This is a genomic window from Marinoscillum pacificum (assembly GCF_024714495.1).
Classification (GTDB): Bacteria; Bacteroidota; Bacteroidia; order Cytophagales; family Cyclobacteriaceae; genus Marinoscillum; species Marinoscillum pacificum.
Genome location: NZ_JAMZMJ010000008.1, coordinates 119,975 through 141,321 on the forward strand (window position 1 = coordinate 119,975; position 21,347 = coordinate 141,321).

The 21,347-nt window shown below is 38.9% G+C and carries 16 protein-coding genes; 1 reads left to right on the top strand and 15 read right to left on the bottom strand.

Going from position 1 to position 21,347, the window contains the following annotated elements:
• Window positions 1–167 precede the first annotated feature (167 nt).
• From NXS00_RS17840 to NXS00_RS17905, 14 genes are all read right to left on the bottom strand, one after another.
• Window positions 168–1,496, bottom strand: a complete 1,329-nt coding sequence (locus NXS00_RS17840; RefSeq protein WP_258100617.1) for an McrC family protein — start codon at window positions 1,494–1,496, stop codon at window positions 168–170.
• A complete protein-coding gene (locus tag NXS00_RS17845) occupies window positions 1,493–3,841 on the bottom strand; it encodes an McrB family protein (protein WP_258100618.1) in 2,349 nt (782 codons plus the stop codon). Before NXS00_RS17845 ends, NXS00_RS17840 begins: the two co-directional genes overlap by 4 nt.
• 56 nt (window positions 3,842–3,897) lie before the next feature.
• On the bottom strand, window positions 3,898–6,978 hold the full coding sequence (locus NXS00_RS17850) for a type I restriction endonuclease subunit R (protein ID WP_258100619.1): 3,081 nt from the start codon (window positions 6,976–6,978) through the stop codon (window positions 3,898–3,900).
• Entirely contained in the window at window positions 6,975–7,916 is a 942-nt protein-coding gene (locus tag NXS00_RS17855; RefSeq protein WP_258100620.1) for an FRG domain-containing protein, read from the bottom strand. The genes NXS00_RS17850 and NXS00_RS17855 overlap by 4 nt, the downstream gene beginning before the upstream one ends.
• Complete coding sequence (locus tag NXS00_RS17860; protein ID WP_258100621.1) at window positions 7,913–9,196, bottom strand: restriction endonuclease subunit S; 1,284 nt, start codon at window positions 9,194–9,196, stop codon at window positions 7,913–7,915. Before NXS00_RS17860 ends, NXS00_RS17855 begins: the two co-directional genes overlap by 4 nt.
• Before the next feature lies 1 nt (window position 9,197).
• Complete coding sequence (locus NXS00_RS17865; RefSeq protein ID WP_258100622.1) at window positions 9,198–11,291, bottom strand: type I restriction-modification system subunit M; 2,094 nt, start codon at window positions 11,289–11,291, stop codon at window positions 9,198–9,200.
• A 45-nt stretch (window positions 11,292–11,336) separates the two neighbouring features.
• Window positions 11,337–11,978, bottom strand: coding sequence for a hypothetical protein (locus NXS00_RS17870; RefSeq protein ID WP_258100623.1), 642 nt, complete (start codon window positions 11,976–11,978; stop codon window positions 11,337–11,339).
• Window positions 11,979–12,034: 56 nt separating this feature from the next.
• The gene (locus NXS00_RS17875) at window positions 12,035–12,823 is read right to left on the bottom strand and encodes a Shedu anti-phage system protein SduA domain-containing protein (RefSeq protein WP_258100624.1); all 789 of its coding nucleotides are present in this window, start codon (window positions 12,821–12,823) and stop codon (window positions 12,035–12,037) included.
• A gap of 23 nt (window positions 12,824–12,846) precedes the next feature.
• Window positions 12,847–13,845, bottom strand: a complete 999-nt coding sequence (kwaB, locus tag NXS00_RS17880; protein WP_258100625.1) for an anti-phage protein KwaB — start codon at window positions 13,843–13,845, stop codon at window positions 12,847–12,849.
• Between the two features lie 3 nt (window positions 13,846–13,848).
• Complete coding sequence (kwaA, locus tag NXS00_RS17885) at window positions 13,849–14,427, bottom strand: anti-phage protein KwaA (protein WP_258100626.1); 579 nt, start codon at window positions 14,425–14,427, stop codon at window positions 13,849–13,851.
• A 1,369-nt stretch (window positions 14,428–15,796) separates the two neighbouring features.
• Window positions 15,797–16,768: a nucleotidyl transferase AbiEii/AbiGii toxin family protein gene (locus NXS00_RS17890; protein ID WP_258100627.1), complete on the bottom strand. Its 972-nt coding sequence runs from the start codon at window positions 16,766–16,768 to the stop codon at window positions 15,797–15,799.
• Entirely contained in the window at window positions 16,765–17,493 is a 729-nt protein-coding gene (locus NXS00_RS17895) for a DUF6088 family protein (protein ID WP_258100628.1), read from the bottom strand. The genes NXS00_RS17890 and NXS00_RS17895 overlap by 4 nt, the downstream gene beginning before the upstream one ends.
• Before the next feature lie 725 nt (window positions 17,494–18,218).
• On the bottom strand, window positions 18,219–18,479 hold the full coding sequence (locus NXS00_RS17900) for a helix-turn-helix domain-containing protein (RefSeq protein WP_258100629.1): 261 nt from the start codon (window positions 18,477–18,479) through the stop codon (window positions 18,219–18,221).
• Between the two features lie 847 nt (window positions 18,480–19,326).
• Window positions 19,327–20,235, bottom strand: coding sequence for a LysR family transcriptional regulator (locus NXS00_RS17905; RefSeq protein WP_258100630.1), 909 nt, complete (start codon window positions 20,233–20,235; stop codon window positions 19,327–19,329).
• 143 nt (window positions 20,236–20,378) lie between these two features.
• Here NXS00_RS17905 and NXS00_RS17910 point away from each other — a divergent pair, with 143 nt between their 5' ends.
• Window positions 20,379–20,948: an HPP family protein gene (locus NXS00_RS17910; protein ID WP_444701744.1), complete on the top strand. Its 570-nt coding sequence runs from the start codon at window positions 20,379–20,381 to the stop codon at window positions 20,946–20,948.
• Window positions 20,949–21,021: 73 nt separating this feature from the next.
• On the opposite strand, the gene NXS00_RS17915 is transcribed toward NXS00_RS17910, so the two are convergent.
• Window positions 21,022–21,336, bottom strand: coding sequence for a hypothetical protein (locus tag NXS00_RS17915; RefSeq protein WP_258100632.1), 315 nt, complete (start codon window positions 21,334–21,336; stop codon window positions 21,022–21,024).
• Between the last annotated feature and the right edge of the window lie 11 nt (window positions 21,337–21,347).

Here is a 21,347-nt window from a genome sequence, read left to right on the forward strand (position 1 = left end):
CCTCTCTTTTTAAGCCAGAAGCACCTTCTCAAACGAAAGTTATGATGGAGACGAATAAAGACATTATATGGAGATCATAAATCAGTGTGTCAATACACTTGTTTTTATGGGAAATTCAGATTTCACTAACTTCAAATTCATGATGAAAAATTGAGGGGATTTGCTTCTTAATTTGAAATTTGACTTGTCAACTTACTAAAAGAATATCGTAGTTTCTTGTATAGTGGATTATCAATAGTTTCAGGTCCATCTAGTGACCAAAAAGGGATATCAATTAGGCTTATATTTATTTTATCATCAGGATTTGTTTCTCTCGGAACAACAAACGTAAAATCATCATGCAGCTGACTGCTAGAATTAGGGTAAATCAATAAAACATTTTGTACACCACGTCTGTATGCGTAACTAATCATTTGGTACATATCAGATTGCGATACACCTTTTTTATTATCCAGCTCTAAAGAATTCCAACGAGGCTTGTACTTTGTATCGATAATTAGCTTTTTACCGGTTTCACGATTTATGAGAAGTATATCATGCTGAATATTAAATGTTCTGGGGTTATTGTGAAGGTAAAGGTCTGATTTCTGTATTTGAACCTCATAATCTGATGAAAATTTTTTCTCTATAAATCGTGCTATAAAGTCTTCAAAAATAATCTCCATGGGAAGTAGTAGACTCCATGTGCTAAGATCATTTTGATCACTTGAATAAGATTGGTTAAGTAGTATAAATCTGCAAGTATCTAATATGTCGTTGTAAGAATCAAACATCACAGATAGATGGATATTCTCTAAGTCGGCACTAGTAAACCTAATAGAATCCACTTCATCTAACAGGTGGTCAATTTCAGATGCAAGGTTTAAATTCTCTGAAATCGAAGTTTTTTGAGCTAATAACTTGGTGCAGTATTTAATGATCCGATTGATTTTGTTATTGAAAACAAAAGGTTCATGATCACAATCAATTAAGTAGTGTTGACCTATAGATACGGATTTTGCGTACCGGTTGAAATTGATTCGACCTCTAGGAGAATATAGCTGTTCATTCACTTCTTCATATGACCAATATGGTTCAGAAAGGAGAGTATCGTGAAATTGCTTGAGTATTAAGTAAATCAGGATCTCAGGAAAATAATCTGAGTCGATACCTGTTAATTTATTCAGGTTGAATGGGAACTTTACTTTCTTGCATATTTGTAGCCAATAAAGCAAATGACGCTGCATTAGTGCTTTGTCAATTGACGTAGTGTGTTTGAAAATTTTAGGATAGACTTCAATGAAATCATTGCCAAAGTTGACAAAGCCAACATAGTTTCTCGCACTGGCGGTCAATCCATCGAAGGAGAAAAAAGGTTGATAATTTGATCCCTCATTTTCATCTGAAATGTCAGACCATAATGCTTTATATTCAGCCCAAATATTTTTTAAATATTTTTCTAGACCGACTCTGTCGGATATTGAGACATAAGGAGAGTGTTCGAATAATGTGATCATTCTGAGATGGATTGTACTGACCACTTAAATCGCTCATAGTCATATGAGACATTCCAACCACTATCTCTAAATATCTCTTCTACCAAATCAGATTTAGAATTGAAATACTCCATGAGCAGTGGTATTACTTTATTTTTCAGAATATCGGCTGTATCAGTATCTGTCATAAAATATCCATGCCCGATGAGAAAGTCGGCTGACTTTTTATGATCAAAAATTCTCTTATTAATGTGTTTAAGTAATTCTGAATCAGTATGTTCTAAGACATCATAATCAGGATAAAATCCAATAAACTGAAATCTTCTTCTTAAGGCAACATCAAGATGAGCAATGGATTTATCCGCAGTGTTCATTGTTCCAATGAGATATAAGTTTGGCGGTATACCAAATCCTTTTTCTCCATTTGGCAATGTTATAAGAAGCTCATTATCTGCATCTATTCTTTTGTCTTCTTCCAATAAAGTGATCAATTCACCAAAAACTCTCGAAATATTGGCTCTATTGATTTCATCAATAATTAGCACAAAGTTTTTTTTGATTTCCTGAACCTGGACTTCATTACCCTCTTTTCTTTTTTTGCGAATTAAGTCGGCCAAAGGGTTGTAATAAGGACCTAATCCAGTGGTAAACTGACGTGTGCCATTCACTATATCTTCAAGAGTTTTTATACTTAATGTGTGTTCTGATTTACCATTTGGTTTTGTAAATGCAATGCTGTATTCACTTAAATCAGTAATACTGTAATGAATACCAGAAGCCATTTCGATTTTTATACTTTCACCTTTTAGGTTTATAGGTTCCATGATTTCAGTGAAAACTTCCGAGAAACTCCTCCCTTTTTTTGCCGACTTGGAGGAGTTGAAATAATTATCAGAGGCCCTTTTTGCTAGCTGATAAAATATGCCCTTGTATGGAATAAACCTCAATTGATCATTCGTGATGTCAGGGCGTATTCCGGCAATGAAATCTTCATACGAATAGTTTTGGTGGAACGTGATAAATTCAACTTGTCCAGACTCTCTCAAGCTTTTAAATGTATCCTTTCTAGTTTCTTTTTCTACTTCAAGTCCTGTCGCAATTTCAATGGCTTTGTCAATGGTAGTGTAGGTTTTTCCAGTGCCGGGAGGGCCATATAGGATTATATTTCGTGGACCAGTATTAGGAAGGTCTGTTGTTTGAGTTTGATTTGAACCTGCAATAAATTCAATCCCAAAATAAGGTCTGAAAAGAGCGTCATTTACTTCATCAAGTTTGAAAGGTTTAATTTGTGTAATGGTACTATTGCCACTTGGGTAAATCAACTCCTGTTTGTTTCGCAATGAACTAGGATTACTATTTATTGCTGATCGGATGTATTCTACCTCTCGATAAATCCAACCGTCTTGATTTGTAATATCTTCAGGTACATAACTCCAAGATCCCTCTTTGACTTGAGCAATGGCTATTAATTCATTTCCACCAATGGTAATGTATACATAGTCACCCTCTTCCAGTTCATTTTTAAAAATATCAGCTTGGTTCTTACCTGTGTGCTCATGAACAACAATCCAGTGATTTTTCTTAAAGCTTTCAATTATTTCTTTACTTGTTTTAGCCTTGAAGTGTCCATGAGAAATTTTGAAAAGTTTGTGCTCTTTCAAAGGAATAGATAGGAGTTTGCTGGTTTGCGGGCTGTCATTTAGAATCAAGTCTCGGTTGTCCGAAAAAAACTCAATCATCTCTTTAAAATCAAAATCTTCAGATCCACTTTCTATTGGCCCCTTCAAATATTGTTGATCCTTATGTTTATAAATGCCATACTTTACTTTGCCGTGATAGAAATCGACAAACATTTGAAGTCCGGTTGATTGAGTTTCCTGTCCACGGTTATATATGGCTAGCCATAATCTATCACTACCCTGTTGACGAGCGCCCTGGAAATCCATATAAATGGATTTTACTTTTTCCGATACTCCGCTTTTCTCTATTATTTCATGAATGAAACTCTCAATAAACTCTCTAGCAGGGTTGTGTCCATAGAATGTGATGATTGGAAAGAAAATGGAGTAATAGTTTTTATAAGACCGGTATTGCCTTTCTTTATCTTTTTTGTGTTTTGAAACAAAGCCATCCAAGGTTTCAACATCCAATTCTTTCCCCTGTATTAAATAATCAAGGACTTCTTTTCTTAGATCTACAATTACGCCTGATCTCCCCGTGTAGTACTCATTGACTTTATCTAATTCTTCCTTGGAAACACTATTTAATTTGGACACCAATGCTTCTTTATTCTCATAAAAGGTGGCCACTTCAGCTGAAATGTCACAAACGAGCTTTATTCCTTGATGTACTTCCTGAATAGTCATTTTTTAATTACTTCTTGAAATCAGATACTTGATAAAAATTTCTAGTTAATAGCTAGTTATTGATTGCCTTTGGGCTTCTGTGTGATCTTCTCATATATCTCTTTTGCCAGAACACCATAAGCTGCATTCTGAAATTCGACATCCTCCATGTATCTGGAGACTATATCATCATTTTCGGACATGCGCTGAATCATCAGGTTTTCAATAGCCTTTCTAATACCAAGCTGAAACTTATCCAGAGGATTAGCTTCTGCTGTCTGTATAATCTTTTGATCCTTGGAAGCCTTTTCACGGATCTGTTCAAAGAACAGGCGGTCTTCCTCAGAGAAGTCAGTACCAAACTTATTGTTGAGTACCTCAATGATCTCTGATAAAGGTTTTTTTGGTTCTTTCGATTTGCCCGAGCCTACTTCTGTTATTCCCTTTACTCCATAGGGTTCACCTTCTTCCATTACTATTGAGCCACTTGAAACTCGTTCAATGCGGTAGTAATGGAGGCTGACATCATCTTCAGGTTTGATGATTTCATAATCCCTTTCTCGTGGCAGATGAGGGAGTAGAAACCTGCTAAAACTGTAGAGCATTTCAAGCTCTGCATCTGCATAAGGAATGATTTGGCTTAAAAACGAGTAAGACTTGACAAATGCAGATACTTTATCTCTGAACAACTTGGCAGGCTCTTCTTCTAACGTTTTATATCTGTCAACTGCTGGCTGAATATGTTTTTGCATTCTTGCATGATCAGACGGGTTTTGCGTTTCCAGGGCTTTGTAAAATACCTGGGCAAATGCTTCCACCTCTGACCAATAGTATACCTGCATTGCGTTCAATTCATGCTTCAATGTTTCTAACAGCTGTGGGTCAGTTGTTTCCTGAAGTGAAGTTTGGTCATAGTAAGGTTTAAAGGCCTTATAAATGTCTTCTGCACTGTTGACAAAATCCAAAACAAAGGGTGTTTCTTTACCTGGACTAATCCGGTTGAGCCTTGATAGGGTTTGAACAGCCTGAACACCATCCAACCTCTTATCTACATACATGGTATGGAGTAGTGGTTGATCAAACCCCGTTTGGTACTTGTTAGCCACCAGTAGAATCTGAAAATCGTCTGTATCGAATTTCTCAGGAAGCTGGCTTTCGCTGATGGGCTTGCCGGTAACTACATCCGTATTCATTTCTGGTTCCGAGTATTCCAGTCCTGTATCAGGGTCTTGTACTTTACCACTAAATGCTACCATTGGTCTTACATCTTCGTATCCTCGTTGTTCAATATATCGCTGAAAAGCAAGCATGTACTTTACAGCGTGGAGTCTTGAGCCTGTAACAAGCATAGCCTTAGCTTTCCCATTGATTCGATGTTTGACAGAAGCACGAAAGTGTTCGATGATTATCTGAGTTCGTTGTTCCACATTCACTGGATGCAAGGCCATGAATTTTCCTAAAGCCTTTGCTGCTTTTTTCTGGGGAAATTCTGGGTCTTCATCTATTGCCTTAACAAGCTTGAAAAAAGTATCAAACGTTGTATAATTCTCCAGAACATTTAAAATGAATCCTTCCTGAATGGCTTGGCGCATGGAGTATACATGGATGGCTTCATCTTTTCTACCGAATAACTGTAAGGTTTTTCCTTTAGGAGTGGCTGTGAAAGCAAAGAAGCTGATATTCTTCTGCTTACCTCTCGACTCCATTACCTGATTCAATCGGTCTTCCCAGTCGGATTCTGCTTCTTCGGATTCTATTGTTGTTCCTGCTCCTAATATTTCTTTAAGTTCTCTGGCCGTTTCTCCTGTCTGGCTTGAATGGGCTTCATCTACAATGATTGCGTAATTCCGTTTGGCAATTTCTTCTTGCCAGGCTTTTGATGTTGCAATCTGATCTTCAGTAGCTTTACCGGAACTATCAGCTCCTGCCACTTTGAGCAATCCCTTTAAGACAAAAGGAAACTTTTGTAGTGTGGTGATAACAATTTTAGTCCCGTCAACTAGGGCTTCTGCCAACTGTTGAGAATTTTGATCTATGGCTTTAACAACACCCTGAGCATGCTCGATTTGATAAATCGCATCCTGTAGTTGTCTATCAAGGACTTTTCGGTCTGTGATAACCACTACGCAATCAAAAACCTTTTGATCATCATCTGTATGCAGGCTGGCTAAACGATGTGAAAGCCATGAAATACTGTTTGTTTTGCCACTACCGGCTGAATGTTGGATCAGGTAATTGTGGCCTGTGCCTTCATCTCTTGATGTCTTAATTAATTCCCTAACGACATCCAATTGATGGTATCGGGGGAAGATGACAGTTTCCTTGGTATATTTCTTTTTTACCCCATATTCATCTGTTGTGGTTTCTTCTTTTGTTTCAATGAACATGAAGCTACCGATGATCTCCAAAAAGCTGTCATGCTGAAGGACTTCTTCCCAGAAATAACCCGTACGATGACCTGAGGGATGTTGTGGGTTTCCTGCACCACATTGAATTTCTCCAGGATGGCTTCCTCTGTTGAAGGGCAGAAAAAATGTTTTTTCACCTCTCAGATGGGTAGACATGTGAACTTCATCCGTATCGGCAGCAAAGTGTACCACTGCACCCGATTTGAATTTGAAGAGTGGCATCCTCCAATCCCTATCTTTTCGATATTGAGCTACCGCATTTTTCCAATTCTGACCTGTTGCAGGATTCTTTAATTCGCAGGTAGCTACCGGAAGGCCATTAATTGAAAAAACCAGATCCATAGTATCATGTCTAGACGTATGACAAGGAACCTGACGGGTTACTGTCAATTGGTTTTTTTGATAGCGTTCTAGAATCTCGGGGTTGAGCTGATGGGCAGGTTTGAAATAAGCCATTTGAAAGGTCTTGCCGAAGAACTTGAATCCGTGCCGCAAGATGTGAAGTGTTCCTTTCAGGTTCCTTTCTTTAACCAGCGTGTCAAGGATTTTAGTGTCCAATTCTTGACCGTGAAGTTTTAGCATTTGCTGATAAAGCTCCTGCTGACTGGACTGGATAAAGGAAAGGACACGATCTGTGAAGAATCCATGCTTTCGATCAAATTCTTTATTCGTTCCTTGTGTCCAACCACCTTGCGTGAGGAGGACTTCCTCTATGTAGGCTTCAAAGGCTTGTTCTGCTGTTGCTTTCATAGTCCGTTTTCAAATTCTTTATATTTCAGCCACTTGGCCATGCCGTCCAGATCAGGAAACAATTGCTTGTCAAATACACCATATTGCTCCAACTGCTTACATATCTTCCTGTGGTTGTCTTTTTTGTGTTCGATCACATACTCTATATAGTCATCTTCATCTATAGGAGTCAAAGGCCGGTGGCAGGCTAAAAGCACTCCATCTTGTGCCCTTATCCTTGGCGATACGTGCGCAGGGTCGTAAATGATGTTTTCGCTAATGTCAAAAGGGGATGCAACCTCTTCTTTTGTTAATTCACTTGATTTGGCTACACTTTTATCTCTTGATTGTTTTTCTGATTCATATGCATCTCTTAGCATCGTTTGAAGATTAGACATCATGGCAAGGTCCAAATCGCTCTTCTCACTTAAACTACCAAGTTCATATTCATCATAAGGGTCTTCTTCTTCAAAATCATGTACTTTTTCTGTCATAGAGTCACCAACTGGTAAGATGTCACGATGTTTATTCTCCTCATACCTCAGGAAATCACTGTATTTCTTCACTGGCTTAGTCAAAATATAAACTGCACTGTCTGACCCGTTAATGGCATTTCTACAAGCAAAGTATAAGGCAACCAAAGGGTTGGTGGTCCAGTCCATAAAGCGGGTAGGAAGTCCATGATGTTGGGCTAGAGCCAGCATTTCCCAGTCGTTTCTGGGAATGTGGTTCACATGGCCTATCACATGATTTGCAAATGTGTCTAATACCCGGCACTCGAAATCAAAGAGATCTGATAACCGCTTGGGTACTTTAAAATCCGGCCTGCCAAGGGAAGGAACCAAAACAAAGCCATCGGAAACCCTTTTGGCTTGTCCTCTGAAATAAGGTCTGGGTACAGTGACTTCCTCGATCTCTTTTAAGTACTTTTCAAATGAATCTATGTAAATGGTGTTCATGACGGTTCTGTGACTTTGATTTTACCGGTTACCGCTGCAGATATCAGAGCGGTTTTATATTCTTGAAGTTTTCGTACCGTTTCACCTGTTTTATTAATTAGATTATCTATTTGGCTAATTTCTGGCTTTGTTAAAGTTATTATGCTGTCTTGCTCAGTATCCGGAGGTACAGGAACTTGAATTGACATTAATCTGTCAGATGTCAACTTTGGTTGTGCAGAGCCAGTTATGAGTGGGTAATATTCAAATATTTGCAATAGCCATTCCCAGAATTCAATGTTTCCATATTTATGCTTCAATATGTGCGCATGGTTATTTACCCAATATTTCCCAGTTGCAATGAAGGCTAATGGAGTACTCCTTGAATATAAATTGGCACCATCCTCTGCAACTAGAATATGTGCTTCATCAAATAGATAGTTATCAACAAAATCAATTATTCCTGATGCTCCATAATAAGGATAAACTTTTTCCAATGAGGCTCTGTCTTCACCTGCTAAGGGAATTCTTCGAAAGTTTAGGTTTTGAAAAATGTACTTTAGCTTTTTTACCTCCCAATGCTTCGGAATATCTCCGAGCCATTCAATCCCACTTGGCTTTAATTCCACTGTGGGATCAATCCCCTTGGTGACGGCATTGGTGATTACTGCCAGTCGCTTTTCCTTTAGTCTTTCAATGAACTGTTGTTTCTTCTCTATAAGCGTGTCCAGTCGGGAGACTTCTTTATCCAGGAAGTTGGCGATGGATTGTTGTTCTACTACAGAGGGAGGAATTGAGAAATATAGAGAAGCGTATTTCTCAGCACTTACATTTTGGATGGTGGCTTGAATTGTAATTGATTCAATCCATTGAGCATACCCATTAGACTTGGTCGTATAGTAAAGGAATTGAGGGTCGTACTTTTTCGTATTAATTCGAGCCCTAATGAGGTAACCTGCGTATGCAGATTGACCCCACGAATCCTTATATATAAATGATTTCCCTACGGTTGCTCCACTTCTTGCCAACAGAATATCACCTTCTTGAAGCAAGTATGGTTGTGCAATTTCTGGCTCTAGTGAACGAAAGGTTTCATCTTTTAAATTGCCATTAGTATCAACATCTGTAATTCTTACATATCGCGGGAAGCCAGGTTCGATTAATTCTGCCGGAACATTTGCTCCGTACTTTAAACTTTCTTTGGTTAAAAATTTAAGCCGTTTAATACTCCAATGACTGGGTATTTCTCCAATCCATTCGACACCACTTTCGGTGTAGCTATTGTATTTATCTATACCCATTTTAAATAGATTCAGAATCAGTTACTTCTTTCAATAATCCTAAAATGTCCTTCTCCAAATCCTTTAGCTCCTCTTCGATCAATTCCAAATCTCTTGGGGGTTCATATTGAAAGAAGTGTTTGTTTAAAGGAATCTCATAACCCACTTTGGTTTTGGAGTGGTCTATCCATGCATCGGGTACATGGGGTAGCACTTCTCTTTCAAAGTAGGTCTGAATGCTTTCTTTGAGTGGGATCATTTCGGTATCCCTTAGTTGTGGATCGGGTTCCGGGTCGCCTTTTTTATCCCTGCATATCTCGGCTGTTTCGTCCCGTTCACTTAGTGCCTCTAAGATGGCTTTTAGTTCAGAAGCGTTGAGCTTCATTTCTTTTTTCTTGTCCACTTCCCTCAGATCAAGTAAAAAGCTTTTGCGGTCGTTGTACAACTTCTCGTTGTGTGCTTTACCAAAGTCCTTGAGCATGTCTTTGATTGCCTGTTGGCGTTGTTCTCCGGCTTCTATTTCCTTCAAGCGCACATTTTCATCTTTCTTATTGCTGCTAGCAATGTTTTGAAATGAGCTAATACCATCTAGTAGGGCAATCCGCTCGGCAGTGGCCTGGAAGTTTAGTCTTAGCGGACGCTCTACGGTAATTTTGTTGTAGCCAAAGTCTTCATTGTCGAAGACCTTGCTCACAGGCAATTCTTTTTCTTTGCCATCAATGGTGAATTTGGCTTTTTCGTCATTCTGAAAGCGATCATAAATGCCTGTGATTTCAGCTATCTGATTGGGTCGGTTTTCTTCTCCATCGCCAATTTGCTTTCGCTTATTTCCAAGACTCTTTTTCATTTGAATCCAGAAATTACGACCATCGATCAATTGAATTTTGCCTTTACGGGTTTTACTCTTTCGGTTGGTCACAATCCAGATATAGGTGGAAATTCCAGTATTGTAGAATAGCTGATCTGGTAGGGCGACAATGGCATCCAGCCAGTCATTTTCGATGATCCATCTGCGTATTTCTGACTCTCCACCTCCGGCATCACCGGTAAAGAGTGGGGAACCATTAAAAACTATAGCAATCCTACTACCGTCTTCATTCACTGGTCTCATCTTTGACACCATGTGTTGTAGAAACAGTAATGCTCCGTCATTGACCCTTGGTAATCCTGCTCCAAATCGACCATTATATCCGAGAGATTCGGCTTCTCGTTTGATGTATTTTTCTTGCTGCTTCCAGGAAACCCCGAAAGGAGGGTTGGCTAGCATGTAATCAAACCTTTCGGAGGGGAACGCATCTTTGGTGAAGCTGTCTCCAAGTTTAATCTTTTCTTCATCATGTCCTTTGATCAACATGTCCGAGCGGCAAATAGCCCAGGCCTCATCGTTCCAGTCCTGTCCAAATAGATGAGGTTGGGCGTCTTCATTGAGTTGTTTGATGTATTGCTCTGCTTCAGAAAGCATACCTCCGGTTCCACAAGCCGGGTCATAGATCATTTTCACTTTAAAACTCTGAGCCAAGTCGTCTTCAGGTGACAGTAAAAGATCAACCATCAACTTGATGACCTCTCGAGGAGTGAAGTGCTCTCCGGCCTCTTCATTGGACTGTTCAGCTCCGATCCTAATGAGTTCCTCAAAGATGTAACCCATTTGGAGGTTATCGATCCTGCCTGGTGACAGGTCGATGGTCGAGAATTTCTTGATAACCTGATAAAGAATGTTCTTTTCAGCCATCTTTCGGATTTCATCCTCAAATTCAAATCTTACGAAGATTTCCCGAACATTGGGGGAGAAGTTGTTGATGTAGCTATTGAGGTTCGGAGCAATCTGGTTGGCATCATCCAAAAGCCTTTGAAAGTCCAGTTTCGACAAGTTGTAGAATTTAACGCCTGTTACCTCTTGTACTTTAGCATCTACGATACTTTGTGATTTGCCTTTGTACTGGCTGTAACGCTCCAAGGTGGCTTGCTTGGTTGGTGCAAGGATGCAATCAAACCTTCTAAGTACTGTTAGCGGTAAGATTACTTTCCTGTATTCATTGCGTTTGTAGGGGCCTCTGAGGAGGTTGCATATATCCCAAATAAAATCCGCCATCTGGCGGTGAGTTTCTACTGTCATGTTTTACTTTTAATTCGCGCTAAAGTAAGAATTGAATATTCAAATTTAAGTATCTGCCTTTGGATTACCCGAATATTGGTCTTCTGCGCTTGCATCAAACTTGTTGTCTATTTTCTGGGTAATTGCTTTGAGTTTTTTGGAAAGCACTATCATCATTGAAATACCTGTAATAAAAGCAGTGACGATCTTATTGGTGTCTTTTTGGACATTAAGTTCATGGGCCTCTTCGTTTCTGTAGATCTTAAGTACTGACACTAAGTGATAGTCCTCTGTTGATATAACTCCTTTTATTCTGGCAAACTCTAAGTAATCATGGAAAACGCCTTTTCTATTGTTTTTCTTAAGGAAGTCTTTGAATGACTGATCTTGCTTGTAGAGTTTTTTGAGCAGGTTTTCAATGATCTTAGCGAGTGCTGATAGTGCTTTGGTTTCTTCTTTGATTTCTATAAGTCCGCTAATGCTCATTAATTCAGCCTGAGTATCTTCATCCAAATGATCATCGGATTGCACCAATTCTTTTAATCGGGATTTGATTTCCTTCGTAATCAGATCATTCTCTTCAATTACTTTTTCTAAGTTATCGACTGTAGCTATTAGTTTTTTTCGATCTAGGGCAAGCCAAAGAATAATCATACCTGCAACTACTGCAAGCGAAACTGCAATGTCTTTCCATTTATTATCGGCCATATTGGTTAAGATTTAAGTAATTAATAGGAATTGAATAGTCAAATTTGAAAAAGGTCCTATACATAATTTCCATGTTCAAGAACACTTATTGCTGAATCAATAAGATTGTCATAATGTAAAATAAGGATGCTGCTCTCTTTCTTCATTTTTCGAGCAATTCGATAACTATGGTCATTGAAGTCCTCTCTCAAGCCCGCAACAACTGCAAAATGCATCCTGGTTGTGTCTAACGATAAAAACTCCATAGGCAGGCTACTATGTTTGCCTTGATTCTTTTCAAACATAAGTTTTAGATGAGAAAAATTTGACTCTAGCCAATAACTCCAATCTTCTACTTGTTTAATGCCTTTCCGAAAGGTGGTTCCAAGGTTTCCATCCTTTGTGGTAATATCTGTGTTTGGGCGTTCGAGTTCGACAAAAACAAATTCGTGCCCATATGAACTCTTTCCAATTACTAAATAGTCAACTTTGTAGTTGGGTGGTAGTTCAAACTCTGGAAATAGAAAAGCTGAGTGGTGGCCAAATCGATAATTTTGAAGGATAGATCCAATAATGAAATATGCTTTTTGGATTTTAATGAATCTTAGGATGTCTCTTTCATTAGAGGATTTGTCATGAATGATAGATTTAAATTGATTCATGATGTCGGTGGTAGTTTCGTTCACATCAAGCTCATCAGTGTCAAGAATGTAATTAGGGAATATTGATTCATGAAAGAAAAAAGCCTTAGGTGTTTTTATGAAATCAACTATATCCATTGAACTTCCAAATCCCTTCTTTTTTGCAGCCAGGTATTCTTTCTTTTCTTCTTTTGTTAAGTCAAAATATCCTCTGTCGTAAAGCATTAAAATAGAATTTAAAATTGAACTTAAGCTGATGCTGTTTCTTCGATAGCTTCTGTGTTTTCTGTTTCTTCTTCAACCGATATTCCATCTTTGGCCAGGCTGTCATAATAAAGCTTAGTTAGTTCAGAGGTGAGGAGATCATCATTGAGGATTTTCATGAACAAATCTTTAGAAACCCTTGTGTCCAATGTGAATTGTGTCTCATCTGCATTATATCGCATTCTGTTCCGAGTGGCAGGGTGTAATTTGGAAAATGCTATAATATTTGAATTGGGGATTTGATGTTGAATAACAGGTGAACTTCTAGCTATCCGAGTGAGTTTTCTGGCAAAACTGATGTCAGATACTAGCTCCTCAAGTGTTTCTAAATTGCTAACTAAAGCTATTTCCCTAATAGTATCCAAGCCTGCGATAGCTTCACGCTCAATGACATCATGAAACCCGAAACTACGCTCGATAGCTGCCAAATCAGTAATGATGATTTCTTCATTGACTCTGATCACTTGAAATCTTGGACTCATTCTAAGTAGTTGGTCATCAAAACGTTCTAGTCGTTCAGAAGCTCTGGCTTTACCAAAAATAAGGCCTCCGCGACCAATCACTTCGACAGGGGATAGTTTCTTGAATAAAGAAATTTCAGTGTCTTCATCAGCTAAAACTACAATTAAGGATTTTACCTGGGATAATTGGTTATCACCGAAATTGAAATTATTTATTTCGTCATTGCCAATGACACTACTCAGTAGTTCAAACTCATTAGGTAGTTCTAAGTCATAAGCATAGAAGCAGTTCTTTCGTTCATCAGCAGTTGATAATGGAAGAACGGAATACTCATCTTTATCTATTATTGACTGCTTAATATAGCTAACAAAGAGTTCGTGGATGGGAGGTAGGTCGTCTGCTTTGATGTCTAGTTTTTTAGGGTCGTTTTCACCATCAAGTAATGCATACAAAATGATTTGAAGATCACCCTGCGGATTTTGTAAAAATTGCAGTGCCTCATTTAGTTCTGTTTTAGTCATATGTCATTTATTAGATGTTTTATAAGCATAGTAAATCCGTTCATCAAGTTTGAGGTATTTCACATGGTCATCCTTTAATAATTTCTGTTTACAAATAATTATTTTGCTTTCTCGGATTGAACCATTTCTGAATTGACCATCAACTTTATAAATTCTGAATTGAAGGATAGCTAAGGTAGGATTAGCATAAAACAGATCTGTGCGCACATAGATGATACCAATCACAAGAAGAATTATCACAAATACCAATTGGTACCGAACTGAGTCAAACTGAAAACACACTAAGGGAATAATGTATGTTGTAAGGAATGTTAAGTGTTCATAATCTATATTTTCTATTTTAATGATTTGGAATGAAAGCTCTGGTGACCCTTTAGTTTGATAACTGAAATCCCAATAAGATATACCACCGATTATAAGACAGACAAGGCAAATAATTGGAATAACATTTCCAAATAACAGAGGATACCAACCAATAAATTCACAACCCGAAAAGCATACAGGAACATTAATTGTAATTATTATTATCAAAACAAAGAGAAGCCAAAGCGATAGGGCAAAAAGACCAACTTTTCTTAACATAAGCTTCAGCTATCTGGTAATAAGCCTTTTAAGAACTTACTAGGATTGTGAAATATCAACTCTATTTTCATATGCGGTGAACTTTACAATAATATGGCAGGATCAAATTATATCATTTCGTTATGTGCTGCAAGGTGGTTAATGGAAGGATTTGGGTGGTTTATCGAAAGCTTCTTCTGACAAAACGGTGTAGTGCTTTTTAATCTTGGAATAGTGATAGTTAGCAGTTGGCATTGGCTTTTTGCTTTTGGCCGTTGGCCATTCGTTCCTGGTCATCGGGTAAATCAACTACTCAGAAATGGTATCTCCTGTATTTTCTTTCTGTAGGGTGGGATTTTCTTTCTGAACCGTGTGTCCCCCTCCGCCTTTCAGGCACCTCCCCCAACAAGGGAGGAAAGTGTTTGGTTGAGTAGTGGTTAGTTATTAGTGGATTAGTGATTGTCGGGTCGGAAAGGACCCTCTCTGTCCTTCGGACATCACTGGCCGTGCGCCACCGAATCGTCGGACCGCCCCTGAATCATGGGGAGAAAAGAGAAGTGGTCCGGTTAAAGATTGGTGTTTTGGGTGAGTTGGTGATTAGTGATTGGTAGGTCGGTAATCGGTAGGTCAGTAAATCAGTGAACGGCAGAGGTGAATTGAGAATTGAAAATGGAGAGTTGAGAATAATTGGCGAAAGTGTGAGATTCTTCTATCATCAGATTGACAAAGTTGTTTGTGATCGGTAGACTAGTGATTAGTGGATTAGTGATCGGTGGGTCGGTTGATAGTTCCACCCCCTGCGCCCAATGACATAATATTAAGTACATTCTTTGGTTGTCTCTCCCTTCCCGCTCTTTGGAAGAGAGGGTAGCGATGGCATTAACTTAATAGCATTACATCGCCGCCAGCGGGGATAGTTTAATTCGGGAATAAGTATGAGATTGCTTCTCTCGCTCTAAAGAGACGAGATCGCAATGACGGTTTTGGAGAGAAGATTCCACTAGAATTCATTTCAATTAACCTAACTAGTTTAAGGAGCCAAGATGAATTCGGGGAATGACGGATAGTTAGATTGCTGAGCTGAGAGCCATTAAGGTGTTGGTTCCTGATTTTAAGGCAGTCAAAAAACCACCCCCTACCCCCGCCAGCGGGGGATATTTTATTTTGGAGTGAGGTAGGAGTCTATTCTCCATCACATTTAGGACTAAAAAGCTGTCCACGAGATACAGATCAGGTAGGGGCACAAGTGAAAACACTTGAACTGGTCGATTGTGATAAGATAATTATAAACTAAAATGGTGAATACGAAAAGAGGGTAGATTTAGTTGATGTGGATGTACCTATAAGTCAACATATTTATTGAACTGATTTACCCTTTTTCCTAAATACGCTATATCAATTTTGGAAATTGATAAGCCTTAATAAAGGATTTGATCCTACCCATAGAATCCAAAATGGAGTCAGAACTTGGTAGATCATCTGACCAGATTAGCTTAGAGAGTTCTCTCTGGTATGTTTCTTTTAAAGGAGCCCACATATCATCTATGTCTCTAAGTAATGGGGAATCATGAATAGGAAGTGATACCCAATCACCAGAGAAGGTATTATTCTGCTGGTCATCCTGTAGCACCAAAGTAATGAGCTCAAAATTCTCCTGTACTAAAAGAGAGTTCTTCAAGTCTGGCTCATTTAGAAGTTTATGTATATCGTAGAAGTGTCGGATTTTCTGTTTTAGTTCATCTGCCCCTTCATAGGATAACCGAACCAAAGACATGAGTTTTTCATAGAAGGTTCGTTCTCGCTTTAATACGTTGATTTCAAACGCCTCCAGATTATGCTCCCTAATCAATTCCTCCTCACCTACATTGGATAGAAACTGAGCAACATAGGACTGAATAGTTTTCCTCTCAAAAGGAACGGGATTGGTAAAGCAATTGATCTCTAGCTGAATTTGTGGTTTTACGGGATCAAATATCTCTTCTTCAACAGCACGTGGGTAGCTGTAAAAAGTCCTTCTGTTTCTACCTCTCTTTTCTTCATTCGGGTGTTTGAAGTATTCCAACCCATCGGAAGCTTCTGTCTCAACTGCCTTAATAACCCTTTTGAGTTGATTATCCGTTACACTCTCCTCTTTTAATATGGCCAGATCAATGTCTTCAGAAAATCTGTCAATGCAATTGAAAGCTTTGGATAATGAGGTACCCCCTTTGAAAATTACTTGATCACTTGAACTAGCCTGTGCAACATTTCTTAAGACATAAGTCACCCAATAGTCTTTTTCTATAAATATGTCTCTAAGTCTGAAATGTGCTGCAGCTGCACGTATGGCATCTTCAAAGTCTGACGACTGGTGAAAGGTCATAGAATGTTCCAGTTTCTTTTGTCAGGCAATACCTGCTCACTTACTCCAATGTTGTACCTGGTAAGCTTGTTCAATGACTTTGATAGCTGATCAAGCATTACATTAATACCAACCTTCTGAAAGATTGCCCCTAGCAAAGCTCTAGTAGCGGCATTGTAGTTCAAAGCTAATTTGGCCAAGCGTTGCTGCTCCTGAGGTTTAAGATTCTTTATTTGTTTGAAAACAACAGGCAAAACCTGATCTGGGGAAGAGTCCGGAATATTTTTGATGTCCTTTATAGCATCCAACAATTGAAGTAATGAAATGTCCTGATCCCTAATCGGGACAGTTCTTTGCTGATACTTCACCCGATAGCCTTGTACCTCTTTTGATGGAAGTGGCTTATTGGTGGCAATCTCCAACGTATTGGATACTTGCGAGGTTAACCCCAGCTTATTGTATACCGGAATACCTGTGAGATAACCTATTCTTTGACCATTCTTTGTTGTGAGTGCCTCAATGATAGCTGACTCTTTGGGGCGTAATGGCCCAAACCTGGATAGCTCAGGTTTGTAGTATTTTCCTTTGGCTATACGCATGATCTTGCCCTCCTTACTCAATCTACTCAAAGTCATGGCAAGAGCAGATTCTTCGATCTTATCTTTCTGAAAACGAGCATACCCAAAAACAGAACCTGGCTCCATTTTTTCAATTCGCTTTTTTACTAAAGATGATGAAGTAGACATGATAACAATTCAAGTAATACCAAATAGTGTGCTATCAGATAAACCTATAGCTAATGCTATATATGATTATGATATAATAGCCAACAAAAGTATATACGAATAATATATAATATAAGTTTTTAATATAATAAACTTAACAATTTGATATATGTAATTACTAAATGCATAACCTGGTTGAGTTTTAGAATTGGTGAATAAGTAATTCAGTATGGCTTATAAGTAACGTCCCCCTCTGTATCTCTGTAACGTCGGACCGCCCCTGAATCATGGGGAGAAAAGAGAAGTGGTTCGGTTAAAGATTGGTGTTTTGGGTGGGTTAGTGACTAGTGATTGGTGTGTCGGTAATTGGTCGGTCAGTAAATCAGTGATCGGCAGAGGTGATTGGATAATTGAGAATAGTTGGCGAAAGAGTAAGATTCTTCCTTCGTCAGAAGGACAAAGTTGTTTGTGATCAATGGTCGGTGAATCAGTGACCAGTGATCGGTAGGCTAGTGATTAGTGGATTAGTGATCGAATCGGTTAGTCGGTTCAGTGTTCCACCCCCTGCGTCCCCGCAATGTTTGACATTACTTGTAACGACATTCTGGTGAGAAGATTCCCCTATAATTCATTTCAATTAACCTAACTAGTTTAAGGAACCAACATGAATTCGGGGAATGACGTATGGGTAGTCTGTAGTAGAAGATACAATTAGATCCACCCCCTGCCCCACCAGCGGGGATAATTTATTTGATCTTATTCTTCCTAAGGAGCTCAATGATGTCGTCATACTCGTAAAGGATGATCCCTGATATTTTGGAGTGTGGCAGGATTCTTTTCTCCCGGAGGTTGTGGAGGGTGCTTGGACTGATATTGAGCATGTCCTGGACGTCCTGGCTCCTGAGCCAAGGATGATGTGCACTTCCCTGCAGCATCTGTTTGATTTCACTGAGAAGTTCGAGTTTGAAATGGTCGAGATCATCTATTGTTATCACGTTAATTTTCATAGCCTAAGTGTAAGTTGAGTATTAGTTATCGATGGTGGCTTAACAAATATTTGAAATAAGTTTATAAAATGTTAGTTACAGGGGTGACGTCACCCTAAGGTTAAGCTTTTGATAAAGAGCGGATTAAATAGATTTTTCGATAGTGAATTAGTTGGTAGAACAGTGAGTCAGTGATCAGTGTTTCGGTAATCTATGGCTAGCAGTTAAAAAGTCGATATTCAGTAGCTAGAAGCTAGAATGAGTGGATCGGTAATCGGTGAGTCAGTGATCGGTGATCGGTGGGTTGGTAGTTTAGCAGTCCATAGACCGTAGTCTATAGGGATTGATAATTCACCAGCATGGTAATCGGTAGGTCGGTGATTAGTAGCTATCGATAGACGACAATTTAAAATGAAGAATTGAGGACTTGCTTTTTTGCAACCACACAAGGAGTAGCTACTTGTTTGAGGTTTGGGAGTCAATTTCGTTATTTGACTACATCTAGCGTGAAAATACGCCGTGCTTACGCACGACGCTCATCAACCAGCTTTAAGCGTTCCTTTAGGAACTTTAAATATGTATGTAAGATAGAAATGATTGAAGTGAAGGAGTAATAAGCTAACGTCACTTTGAAAGGATTCATCGAAAAGTGTGGGTATCCTGCCTACAGGTAAATCAGCAGCTACAAGTCAACAGACTACTGTCGTTAGTCGGGAGCTGGAAGCTAGAATGAGCAAAGCGATGATCGATGGCTAAGTGATCGGTAAGTTTGTAGTCTGTAAGTCAGTCAAGGGACAATAGCTGAAAATCGGAAGTTACAGGATAAGAGGCAAGGTGGTGATCTGTGAATCGGTAGGTTTGGCTAATTTCAAAGAGCGTAATTAAGGAATTGACTTTGTATTGTCTCCTGGAAGTTGGAGACAAAGTCTACAAAATGAGGCTTATCAAAATCCTCTTCTCTTAAGACTAAATAGATTTCTCTCATCAATTTGTTTTTACCAATGGCTTTGAAGATTAATTCGCTTTGATGGGCAAATGGCTTCAACATCCATCTAGGAATGCACGTTATTCCTCGGTTTGCCCGGACCATCTCCAAGCTGAGCTCTGTAAGGGGAATAGCAGAAATTTTGAAAGGGCTGATCTGATTTGGCTTCAGGTATTTATCATAGACTGATACAGTTTCCAGAGGATACGAGTGAATGATCAGGTGCTGGGAAGCGAAATCCTTCGCTACTACATATTTACTATCTGATAAGGCATTTTCTCTATGCATTACTACTAAGAGCTCATCCCTGAGTACTTTGATGCATTTGAGATTTTCCTGTGCTGGCCTGGCTGTCACCATGGCTATGTCCACTTCATAATTGAGAAGGTTCTCTAATGGCTGATGTGTGGTATTGTATAGAAGCTGAATATCGATCCGTGGATAAAGAGCCGACATTCGATCCAGAAACTGAGGAAACAGTAGGTAGAACGTATAGCATTCACTACTCACCCTGATCTTACCTCCTGCACTTTGATGGTTGCTTTTAATCTGAAGAAGTTTTTCATCTACTGAATTGAGAATATTGGTAGCCAATGCATACAATTCTTCTCCTGATTCGGTCAGCTTCCATTTGACTCTTCTACGTTCAAATATTTTAAAACCCAAATCCATTTCTAAGGAACGAAGTTGATGGCTCAAAGCTGAAGTGGTCAGGCATAGTTCATCTTTTGCTCTGGCAATGCTACCAAGATCGGCAATTGTTTTTATGAGTCGGAGGTGCTTGAATTCCATGTCACAAATGTATTACAACAGAGGTACAAGGTTAGTTGAACAGATTTCAACAATAGACACAATTCTTCTCAACAAAGCTCCAGTTATTCAAGGTAGTTGATCTGATAAGTTTGTGGTTTGGAAAAGCCAGCAACATGAATAACATGGTACGTAGGAATCTGAGAATCGCCAAATACATTTTTTATCGTGAGACGCTGCTCGAAAAAAGGGAGCTGCTCTGGACTTTTTTAGGTTCATTTTGCGGGATTGGTCTAATTGGATTAATGCAAAATTATGTCTTAGCAAGTACTGACATTGTTTTTCTTATTGGTTCATTTGGAGCATCCAGCGTGTTGATATTTGGGGCTATTCAGAGTCCATTGGCTCAACCCAGGAATCTAATAGGTGGACACCTGATATCTGCTGTTGTTGGTATAGGATGTTCCAGCCTATTCGGTACATTTCCAATGTTCGCGGCACCATTAGCTGTAGCGGTGTCCATAATGGTTATGCAGATCTCAAAAACACTTCATCCACCAGGAGGAGCAACTGCTCTAATTGCCGTGATAGGATCAGATCAGATTAAATCATTAGGATGGTGGTATGTGTTGTTTCCGGTGATGAGTGGGGTAATTATTTTACTGTTAGCAGCCTTGTTATTTAATAACTTATCCAAAGAAAGAAGATATCCCACCTCAACACGGTATACAAGGGTATTCAACAAAAGGAGGTAATGTTTGGTAGGTATTCGTGACCATATCATTAATCACAAGATGTATTCAAGAATTCATAAATGCCTGGTAAGGCTTATTTATGTGAATGATTAAGGTGATTAAGCATCTCTATAAGCTTGGCCTTTACATTTTTCTTTGTAGACTCATCAGTTCCATAATATTTTGCTCTGAGGCTATTTAAAGAGATATCCTTGGCATTGGAAGTAACAAAATGGGTGGAGATCACTTTTAACATTTCAATTTGCGTTCCATTTGTAAAATATCCCAAATCATGAAATAATCGACATAAAAAGGCTAGCTGTGCCACTGTTAAGGAAGTTTCAATTTTGGGTAACTCAATATGCGTAGTAGCAGATGCCTGAATTTTCTGAGGCTTGCTGAGATCCAAGCTGATACGAA